The following is a 9,690-nucleotide window of genomic DNA, read 5'->3' as shown; positions in this document are numbered from 1 at the left end:
CCCCCGCATCGGAGACCGCACGACCGACCCGGTCGTCACCTCCCGAGCCCCGGAGGAACCGCTGTCATGAACGTCCGCAAGATCGTCACCGTCGTCGAGGAGGTCCGGGCCGAAGGCGGCCGCGCGGTCACCCCTCCGGCCACCGTCGCCGTCACCGCCGCCGTGATCGCCAACCCGTGGGCCGGAGCGGGCTTCGTCGAGGACCTCTCCCCGGGGATCGACGCGCACGCGTCCGGCCTCGGCGCGCTGCTCGCGCCCGCGGTGCTGGAGGCGCTCGGGGCGCCCGCCGAGGCGTACGGCAAGGCAGCCGTCGTCGGCCTCGACGGCGAGATCGAGCACGGGTCGGCACTGATCCACACCCTCAAGTTCGGTGACCACTTCCGCAAGGCCGCCGGCGCCACCACGCTCCTGCCCGCCGTGGAGAAGCGCGGCGCGGCCGGCGTCGTCTTCGACATCCCGCTCAAGCACATCACCGACGCGACGATCCGGTCCCACCACCAGACGGTGGAGGTCCGGATCGCCGACGCGCCGCACCCGGACGAGATCGTCGTCGGGCTGGCGGCCGCCGCACAGGGGCGGCCCCAGCAGCGCCTGGCGGCCCTCGCGACGGAGCGGTAGGGGACCCGCGGAGATGACGGAGCCGACCCTCGTCCTGCTGCACGGCGTCGGGCTCGACCACACGATGTGGGAGCCCACCGCCGAGCTGCTGGCCGACCGCTTCACCCTCGTCGCGCCCGACCTCCCCGGGCACGGCCGGAACCGGCCCGCTGCGGCCGGCATCACCCTGGCCGACCTGGCGCGCGGCGTCGCGGCCGCGATCCCCCCGGGCTCCCACCTCGTCGGCTTCTCCCTCGGCGCCCTGGTGGCGCAGCATCTGGCGCTGCACCGCCCGGACCTCGTCGCGACACTGACCTCGGTCAGCTCCGTGTGCCGGCGCACACCGGCGGAGCGGGAGGCCGTCCTGGGCCGGCTGGACGCCGCACACGACGACTTCGAGGCAGCGGCCGCCGCCTCCCTGCGCCGGTGGTACGCGGACACCGACGTCCCGGCCGCCTGGGTGCGCCGCACCGAGGCGACCCTGCTCGCCAACGACGCGGACTCCTTCCGGCACTGCTATCGGGTGTTCGCCACCGCTGACGCCGAACTCGGCCCCGACCTGCACCGGATCGCCGTGCCGGCGCTGGCCGTCACGGGGGAGCGGGACCCCGGCTCGACGCCCGGGATGGCCCGCCGGCTCGCGGCGGCGCTGCCGCACTGCGGCGCCGTCATCGTGCCGGAGGCCCGCCATATGCTCCCCGTCCAGCGCCCCCAGCCCCTCGCCGACTGCATCACCACCCTCATCAGGGACACCACTCATGTCTGACCTCACCAAGCTGTGCCACGTCATCGGGGGCGAGCGGGTCGAGCCCGCCTCCGGGGACTACATCGAGAGCACGAACCCGGCCACCCGCAGGCCGCTCTACCGGGCGGCGCGCGGCGATGCCGCGGACGTCGCGCGGGCCGTGGCCGCTGCGAAGGCGGCGTTCGAGGACCCGCGGTGGCGCGACCTCAGCCAGACCCGGCGCGGACGCCTGCTGCGCCGGCTCGGCGACCTGATCGCCGAGAACGCCGAGGACCTCGCGCGCATGGAGACGCGGGACAACGGCAAGCTCCTGCGCGAGATGCGCGGGCAGCTGGCGGCTCTGCCCGAGTACTACTCCTACTACGCCGGCCTGGCCGACAAGATCCATGGCGAGGTCGTTCCGGCCTCGGACCGGGCGATCCTCAACTACACCAGCCGCGAGCCGCTCGGTGTGGTGGGCGCCATCACCCCGTGGAACTCGCCGTTGACGCTGACCAGCAGCAAGCTGGCACCCGCGCTCTGCGCCGGGAACACCGTTGTGATCAAGCCCTCGGAGCACACCTCGGCCGCCGTGCTCCGGCTCGGCGAACTCGCCCTCGAAGCGGGTTTTCCGCCCGGCGCGGTCAATGTGGTCACCGGCCTCGGCTCCGAGGCGGGACAGGCCCTCGTCGACCACCGCGACCTCGCGAAGATCTCGTTCACCGGCAGCACCGCCACCGGGTCCCGGATCGCCGCGGCGGCGGGCGGCCGGTTCATCGGCGCGACGCTCGAACTGGGCGGCAAGTCGCCCCAGATCGTCTTCGCGGACGCGAATATTCCGAACGCCGCCATGGGCGTCGTGGCCGGCATCTTCGCCGCCGCCGGCCAGACCTGTATCGCGGGCAGCCGGGTGTTCGCCCACCGGTCCGTCTACGACGAGCTCCTCCAGCGCGTGACCGAGCGGGCCGAGCGGATCCGTATGGGCGACCCGATGGACGAGGCCACCGAGATCGGCCCCCTGGCGTTCGCGGACCAGCGGGAGAAGGTCGCCGGATACGTCGACCTCGGACGCGGCGAGGGCGCCCGTGTCCTGACCGGCGGCCGCTCCTCGGACGGCGGCGGCCTCGGCGGCTACTTCTACGAACCCACCGTCCTGGTCGACGTCGACAACGGCATGCGCGTCGTCCGCGAGGAGATCTTCGGGCCGGTCCTCGCGGTCCTGCCGTTCGAGACCGAGGAGGAGGCCGTCCGCCTCGCGAACGACACCGACTACGGCCTCGCGGCCGGGGTGTGGACCTCCGACCTGGCGCGGGCGCACCGGATGGCCGCGCGCCTGGAGGCCGGAACCGTGTGGGTCAACACCTACCGGGCCATGTCGCCGATGTCCCCGCGGCAGGGCTTCAAGGCCAGCGGCGCCGGCGTCGAGCACGGCACCGAGACCATCAGGGAGTACACGCGGCTCAAGAGCGTCTGGATCAACACCAGCGAGGAGCCCGTGGCCGACCCCTTCGTCCTGCGGGGCTGAGATGCCACAGATCGACATCACACTCGCCGAGGGCCGCACCCCCGGCCAGATCCGGAACCTGATCCACGAGGTGCACGCCGCGGTGCTGCGCACCGCCGACACCCGGCCGCAGTACATCCGCGTCGTGGTCCGCGAGGTCCCGCGGACCCACTGGGCGACCGGCGACGTGACCCTCGCCGAACACGCACACCAGGAGCAGCAGTGAGATTTTCCTTGTTCGCGCACATGGAGCGCTGGGACGAGAGCGTGAGCGCCTCCCGGCAGTTCGAGAACCTCACCGAACTGACGCAGATCGCCGAGGCGGGCGGCTTCAGCACGGTGTGGATCGGCGAGCACCACTCCATGGAGTACGTCGCCTCGCCCAGCCCCATGCCCCAGCTCGCCTACCTGGCGGCACGCACCTCGACGATCCGGCTCGGCGCGGGCACCGTCGTCGCGCCCTTCTGGCATCCGCTCCGGGCCGCCGGGGAGACCGCGCTGCTGGATGTGATCAGCGGGGGCCGGGCGGAGATCGGAGTGGCCCGGGGCGCCCACCAGTTCGAGTTCGACCGCCTGGCGGGCGGTCTGCCGGCCGCCGACGGCGGGAAGCACCTGCGGGAGCTGGTGCCGGCGGTCCGCGCGCTGTGGCAGGGCGACTACGCCCACGAGGGGGAGATCTGGCAGTTCCCCACCTCCACCAGCGTGCCCAAGCCGGTGCAGCGGCCGACGCCGCCGATGTGGATCGCCGCACGGGATCCCGCCTCCCACGACTTCGCCGTCGCCAACGGGTGCAACGTGATGGTCACGCCCCTGATGAAGGGCATCGAGGAGGTCGAGAACCTCGTCGCCAAATTCGAGACGGCGGTGGCCGGCCACCCCGGCATCCCCCGGCCCGAGCTCATGGTGCTGCGGCACACGCACGCGTACAGCCCCGGCGACCCGGAGGGCTGGCGCCCGGCCGCCGAGGCCGTCCAGCGCTACTACCGCACCTTCGACGCCTGGTTCGGCAACAAGCTCACCCCCCGGGACGGCTTCCTGGAACCGAGCCCGGTCTCGAAGTTCGCGGAGCGCCCGGAGTTCGAGCTGGAGTCGCTGCACAGGACCGCGATGATCGGCACTCCCCAGGAGCTGGTGGAGCGGCTGCGCCGGTATGAGGAGCTGGGCATCGACGAGTACAGCTTCTGGATCGACAACGGCCTGCCCCACGAGGAGAAGCGCCGGTCCCTCGAACTGTTCATCAAGGAGGTCGTGCCCGCCTTCCGGTAGCCGGCCGCACCGCCGGGCACTCCGCACCCGGGGCCGGTGCCCCCAGCCTTCTTGCATAGGATGCGCATGTGCAGGAATACGGCATCAGAACGGCGACCGCAGGCGACCTCGGCGAGGCGCGGGCGGTGATGCTCGACGCCGTCTACCGGGATTTCGGCACCGGGTACGTGCCCCGCTGGCACGCCGACATCATCGACCCCGAGCGCTTCTACCTGGCCCCGCCCCGGCACACCCTGCTGGTGGCCGTCGACGAGCGGGACGGGGCGGTGGCCGCCACGGCGGCGCTGGACGCGCGCGGCCCCGCGCACCCGCCGAACCCCCGCTGGCTCGCGGAGCGGTACCCCTCGGGCGAGACCGCGCAGCTGAGGCGGGTGTATGTGCGGCCCGAGCACCGGCGGCGCGGGCTGGCCCGGCGCATGGTCGCCGAGCTGCTGGCGTTCGCACAGGCGGACGGCGGCTACCGGTCGGTCTACCTGCACACGTATCCGGACTCGACGGGCGCGATGGGCCTGTGGCGGTCGCTGGCCAAGGTGGTGTGCGACGAGCGTGCGGAGGTGCCCGGCGGCGGGAGCGGGGCCGTCCACTTCGAGATCCCGGCACTTTAAAAAACGACAATCGCATAATCTTCGATGCCCGCTCCCTTCTCCCGCGCCCTGCCCCGTCGCGGCACGCGGGACCCGAAGCCCGCGCGCGAGCGGACCTGGACCCGGCTCTCACCGCTGCTGCGGCTGCTGATCCTCACCCAGCTCGCCTTCAACATCGGCTTCTACGCCGTCCTGCCGTTCCTCGCCGAACACCTCGGCACGGCGATCGGCCTGGCGGGCTGGACGGTCGGCCTCGTCCTCGGTCTGCGGACCTTCAGCCAGCAGGGCCTGTTCGTGCTCGGCGGCTGGCTCGTGGACCGCTACGGCGTACGCCCCGCCGTGCTGGCCGGCTGCGTGCTGCGGGTCGCCGGGTTCGCCTGGCTGGGATACGCGCAGGCGGCCTGGACCGTGATCGGCGCGGTGCTGCTGATCGGCTTCGCCGCCGCCCTGTTCTCCCCGGCGGTGGAGTCCGAGGTGGCCCGGCAGGCGGTGCTCTGGGAGCGGGCGGGCCACGGCCCGCGCACCCGGGTGCTGGCCCTGCTGAGCGCGGCCGGGCAGGCCGGGGCCTTCGTCGGCCCGCTGCTCGGCGGTCTGCTGCTCGCCGTGGACTTCCGCACCGCGTGCCTCGTCGGAGCCGGGGTCTTCGTCCTCGTCCTCGCCGGGCACAGCCGGCTGATGCCGCAGCACATACCCGGCCGGGTCCGCACCCGGGAGCGGGGAGCGGGCCGCGTGCTGCTGCGCAACCGCCGCTTCCTCGCGCTGTGCTGCGCCTACGGCAGCTATCTGCTCGCCTACAACCAGCTCTACCTCGCCCTGCCGGACGAGGTGGAGCGCGCGACCGGCTCCCAGGCGGCCCTCTCCTGGCTGTTCGCCCTGTCCTCCCTGCTCGTCGTGTGCGCGCAGCTTCCGGTCAGCCGGTGGGCCGGCGAACGGCTCGACCTGCGCCGCTCCATGGCGGCCGGGCTCGCGCTCATCGCGGCCGGCTTCGCTCTCGTGGCCGTCGGGAGCCCGGCCGGGTGGACGGGCGCCGCCGGTCTGCTGCCCGCCGCGGGCTTCGTCGTCCTGCTCACGCTGGGCCAGATGCTGGTCGTCCCGGCCGCCCGCGCCTGGGTCCCCGACCTCGCCGAGGACGGCCGGCTCGGCCTCTACACCGGCGCGCTGTCCTCCCTGTCCGGCGTGATCGTCCTCATCGGCAGCTCGGCCACCGGCTCCCTGCTCGACCTCGGGCTCCCCGCCGCCGTGCCGTGGCTGGCCCTCGCCGCCGTCCCGGCCGCTGCGGTGGCGCTGCTGCCGCGCCGGCCGGCCCGCCCCGCGGCGGTGCCGGCGGCATCAGGCGAGCAGCGACACGGCCAGGATGATCGGCAGTGAGATCACCGAGGCCAGCGTCATCGGGACGGAGTGGGCCTTGATGGTGCCCCGGGTGGAGAGCCCCAGCAGGGACTGGAACATCCAGAAGAAGTTGCTGGACACGTGCGGAAGGAAGAGGGCGCCCGAACCGGCGGCGAGGGCGACCAGGACGGGTGGTGCGTCGAGACCGCCCGCGATGGGCGCCAGGATGCCGGCGGCGGTGATGCCCGCCACGGAGATGGAGCCCAGGGCGATGTGCAGCACCGCGGCCACCATCCACACCAGCAGCAGCGGCGGCAGCAGGCCGGAGGAGAACGCGTCGCCGAGCGTGTCGGCCATGCCCGAGCCCTTGATGACGAACCCGAGCGAGCCGCTGATCCCGCTCAGCACCAGGATGGGGCCGCACTGGGCCAGCGCCGAGCCCATGGCCCCGCCGATCTCGTCCGGGGAGCAGACGCGGCGTGCCAGCGCGTACGCCGAGGCGGCGCCCAGCAGGAGGGCGACCACCGGGTCGGTGAGGAACAGGAGCGCCGCGGAGCTGACGGACATCGCGTCCGCGAGCGCTCCGCCCGCGATGAGGACCAGCGTCAGGGCCACCGGGAGGACGGCGAGCGGCAGGGGCAGCTCCCGCGTCCGGGGCCCGGACGGGGGCCCGGCGTCGCCCCCGTCGGCCTCACCGGACACCTCGGCCCGGTCCGCCTCGTCGACCGCGGGGTCCCACGCCATGAAGCGGAGCAGGACGGCGAAGGCCAGCATGGTCAGCAGCGCCGTGGGCAGCCCGACCACGAGGCCGACCGCGAACATCTGGCCCAGCGGGACGTCCAGGATGCCCGCGATGGCGACCGCGGCGACGCCGGGCGCGACGAACACCAGGCCCACCTCGATGCCCGCGGTGAGCGAGCCGCCCATCAGCGCGCGGCCGCGCGTGCCCAGCCGCGGCCCGAGCCGCCGCGCGAGCGGCGCCGAGAGCACCAGCAGCACGTCCGAGTAGATCGAGGTGAACAGGGAGCTCAGGGCCGCGGCGAAGACGTACGGGACGCTGCGGGTGCCGAAGAGCCCGAGCAGCGCCTCGACCAGCCGCTGCATCGTGTGCGTCACGGTGAGCAGCGCGCCCAGGACGACGCCGAACGTCACCAGGATGCCGATGTCGCCCATGACGTCGGCGAATCCCTCCGCGACCACCTTCGGCGTGTCCCGCGCGCCGACCTCGGTGGTCAGTCCGAGGAAGAGGGTTCCGAAGAGCAGCGCGAACACCGGCGGGAACTTCAGCCAGGTGATCGCGGCGACGATGCCGACGACGGCTGTCGCCGTGGTGAGGAACAGCAGGGCTTCGTCAGGCACAGGACACTCCGCTCGTCCGATTCCATGAGTGCGGGGCGGATCCGCCGGGGAGGCCCGTGGAGGCGGGAGGCGGCCCGGGGCGCGGCTGCCGGCAGGGCCGGGGCGCGTGGTGTGCCGTACATCGTGTCGGGGGCCACTACTGCTGTCCAAGACGCGTTTGCAGCCCGACTGATAGCCTCCGCGCTATCAGTCGGCAGCGGGCTCGGTGGTGGACGGCGTGGACGTACGGCAGTTGCGCTACTTCCTCGCCGTCGTGGACCACGGCAGCGTGCACCGGGCGGCCGAACACCTCTTCGTCGCCCAGCCGTCGGTGACCCAGACCATCCGCCGTCTCGAAGCCGGGCTCGGGTCCAGCCTCTTTCTGCGGCAGGGCCGGGGACTGGTGCTGAGCCCCTCGGGCGCGGCCCTGGTGGGGCCGGCCCGCGAAGTGGTCCGCGCCCTCGACGTCGCCAGGGAGACCGTGGCGGCCGTGGACGGCCTGCGGGGCGGCCGGCTGCGCATCGCCGCCATGCCGTCCCAGGTCGTCAGCCCGCTCACCGGACTCGTCGCCCGCTACGCCCGCGCCCACCCGCTGGTCCAGGTGGCGGTGGCGGCCGCAGCCCGGCCCGAGGACGTACGCGACGCGCTGCGCCGGGGCGTCGCCGAGGTCGGCGTCGTCGCCGTGTCCGGCGCCCACGAGGCGCACGCGGACCTGCACCATATGCCGGTCGAGACGCAGTCGTTCGTGCTCGTGGCGCGCGACGACGTCCCCCTTCCGCCGGGCGACCGCCCCCTCGCCGTCCGCGAGCTGTCCGGCCTCCGGCTCGTCGCGGGACAGCCCGGCACGGGGATGCGCCGGGTCGCGGACGCCATCGTCGCCGCCACCGACTGCCGCATCGTGGTCGAGATCGAGCACCGCGAGGGCCTGCTCCCGCTCGTGCTCGACGGCGTGGGGGCGGCCGTCGTCGCCGACTCCTGGCGGCCGCTCGCCGACGCGGTCGGGCTGCGCGTGCGCCGCCTCGCCGTCGAGGACACCCTCGACGTGGGGCTCGTGTGGCAGCGCCACCGGCTCAGCCCCGCGGCCGCCGCGTTCGTCGCTCTCGTCTCCGACGCCGGGAATGCCGGCGCCGGGCAGGTCGGCACCGGCGAACCGCGCGACCGATAGGCATCCCTTATCGGACGGGCTGCAAACCGATCTTGGACAGCCGCGAACGACCCGGCGTTCCATGGCGGCCATGAACACCCGCTACCGGATCGCCCTCATCCCCGGCGATGGCATCGGCACCGAGGTGCTGCCTCCCGCCCGCGCCGTCCTCGACGCCGTCGGCAGGCGGCACGGACTCAGCTTCGGCTACGACACATTCGACTGGTCCTGCGCGCGCTACCGCGCCGAGGGCGCGATGATGCCGGACGACGGCCTGGACCGCATCCGGCACCACGACGCCGTGCTGCTCGGGGCCGTCGGCTGGCCCGGCGTGCCCGACCATGTGTCCCTGTGGGGGCTGCTCATCCCCATCCGCCGCCAGTTCCGGCAGTATGTGAACCTGCGCCCCATCAAGGTCCTCGACGGCGTCCCCAGCCCGCTCGCGGGGGCCACGGGCGATGTCGACTTCGTCGTCGTCCGCGAGAACGTCGAGGGCGAGTACTCCGAGATCGGCGGCCGGCTGAACCGCGGCTTCCCGGACGAGATGGCCGTCCAGGAGGCCGTCTTCACCCGCCCCGGCGTCGAACGCGTCCTCGACTACGCCTTCACCACGGCGCGCCGCCGCGGCGGGGATCTGGTCTCCGCCACCAAGTCCAACGGCATCGTGCACACCATGCCGTTCTGGGACGAGCTCGTACGGGAGGCCGCGGGCCGGTTCCCCGAGGTGGCCTGGCGGCAGGAGCACATCGACGCGCTCGTGGCCAAGGTCGTGCTCGATCCGGCGCGGTTCGACGTCATCGTCGGCTCCAACCTGTTCGGCGACATCCTCTCCGACCTCGCCGCCGCCGTCGCGGGCAGCATCGGCCTCGCCCCCGCGGCGAACCTCAACCCCGAGCGCGCCTACCCGTCCATGTTCGAGCCCGTCCACGGCTCGGCCCCGGACATCGCGGGCCAGGGCACCGCCAACCCGCTCGGCGCGATCTGGAGCGCCTCGATGATGCTCGACCACCTCGGCCACCCCGAGGCGGCCGCCGAGGTCTTCGACGCGTTCACCTCCGTACTGGCCATGACCGGCGTCCGCACCCGGGACCTCGGCGGGACCGCGAGCACGGAGGACTTCACCCGCCTGATCCTCGAAGCCGTCACCGGCTCGCAACCGGCCGGCCGGAGGGGGCTGGGACCCGCGCGCGGCAGATGATTGACT

General features: G+C 73.6%; 10 protein-coding genes. 9 read left to right on the top strand and 1 reads right to left on the bottom strand.

Annotated elements, in window-relative coordinates; all coding sequences use genetic code 11:
* Nucleotides 1-66 precede the first annotated feature (66 nt).
* The 7 genes from G5C65_RS06170 to G5C65_RS06140 all read left to right on the top strand — a co-directional run bounded on the left by G5C65_RS06170 (nt 67) and on the right by G5C65_RS06140 (nt 6,043).
* Complete coding sequence (locus G5C65_RS06170; protein WP_165297604.1) at nt 67-618, top strand: amino acid synthesis family protein; 552 nt, start codon at nt 67-69, stop codon at nt 616-618.
* 13 nt (nt 619-631) lie between these two features.
* On the top strand, nt 632-1,363 hold the full coding sequence (locus tag G5C65_RS06165) for an alpha/beta fold hydrolase (RefSeq protein ID WP_165297603.1): 732 nt from the start codon (nt 632-634) through the stop codon (nt 1,361-1,363).
* Entirely contained in the window at nt 1,356-2,846 is a 1,491-nt protein-coding gene (locus tag G5C65_RS06160; RefSeq protein WP_165297602.1) for an aldehyde dehydrogenase, read from the top strand. Before G5C65_RS06165 ends, G5C65_RS06160 begins: the two co-directional genes overlap by 8 nt.
* 1 nt (nt 2,847) lies before the next feature.
* Nucleotides 2,848-3,051: a tautomerase family protein gene (locus G5C65_RS06155; protein WP_165297601.1), complete on the top strand. Its 204-nt coding sequence runs from the start codon at nt 2,848-2,850 to the stop codon at nt 3,049-3,051.
* On the top strand, nt 3,048-4,091 hold the full coding sequence (locus tag G5C65_RS06150) for an LLM class flavin-dependent oxidoreductase (protein ID WP_165297600.1): 1,044 nt from the start codon (nt 3,048-3,050) through the stop codon (nt 4,089-4,091). Before G5C65_RS06155 ends, G5C65_RS06150 begins: the two co-directional genes overlap by 4 nt.
* A 68-nt stretch (nt 4,092-4,159) precedes the next feature.
* Complete coding sequence (locus G5C65_RS06145) at nt 4,160-4,696, top strand: GNAT family N-acetyltransferase (protein WP_165297599.1); 537 nt, start codon at nt 4,160-4,162, stop codon at nt 4,694-4,696.
* Between the two features lie 24 nt (nt 4,697-4,720).
* The gene (locus tag G5C65_RS06140) at nt 4,721-6,043 is read left to right on the top strand and encodes an MDR family MFS transporter (protein WP_165297598.1); all 1,323 of its coding nucleotides are present in this window, start codon (nt 4,721-4,723) and stop codon (nt 6,041-6,043) included.
* Here G5C65_RS06140 and G5C65_RS06135 read toward each other — a convergent pair.
* Nucleotides 6,005-7,363 (bottom strand): GntT/GntP/DsdX family permease, encoded by a 1,359-nt coding sequence (locus tag G5C65_RS06135; protein WP_206441284.1) that lies wholly within the window; start codon nt 7,361-7,363, stop codon nt 6,005-6,007. The genes G5C65_RS06140 and G5C65_RS06135 overlap by 39 nt on opposite strands.
* 217 nt (nt 7,364-7,580) lie before the next feature.
* On the opposite strand from G5C65_RS06135, the gene G5C65_RS06130 reads away from it, so the two are divergent.
* Together G5C65_RS06130 and G5C65_RS06125 are read left to right on the top strand one after the other, a co-directional pair.
* On the top strand, nt 7,581-8,507 hold the full coding sequence (locus tag G5C65_RS06130; protein WP_165297597.1) for a LysR substrate-binding domain-containing protein: 927 nt from the start codon (nt 7,581-7,583) through the stop codon (nt 8,505-8,507).
* Between the two features lie 70 nt (nt 8,508-8,577).
* Nucleotides 8,578-9,684, top strand: a complete 1,107-nt coding sequence (locus G5C65_RS06125; protein ID WP_165297596.1) for a tartrate dehydrogenase — start codon at nt 8,578-8,580, stop codon at nt 9,682-9,684.
* Nucleotides 9,685-9,690 lie beyond the last annotated feature (6 nt).

The sequence above is a fragment of the Streptomyces boncukensis genome (assembly GCF_011045075.1).
In the GTDB taxonomy this organism is placed as follows: domain Bacteria; phylum Actinomycetota; class Actinomycetes; order Streptomycetales; family Streptomycetaceae; genus Streptomyces; species Streptomyces boncukensis.
Note: the sequence above shows the minus strand (reverse complement) of the source record. Positions and strands in the feature narration are given on the sequence as shown.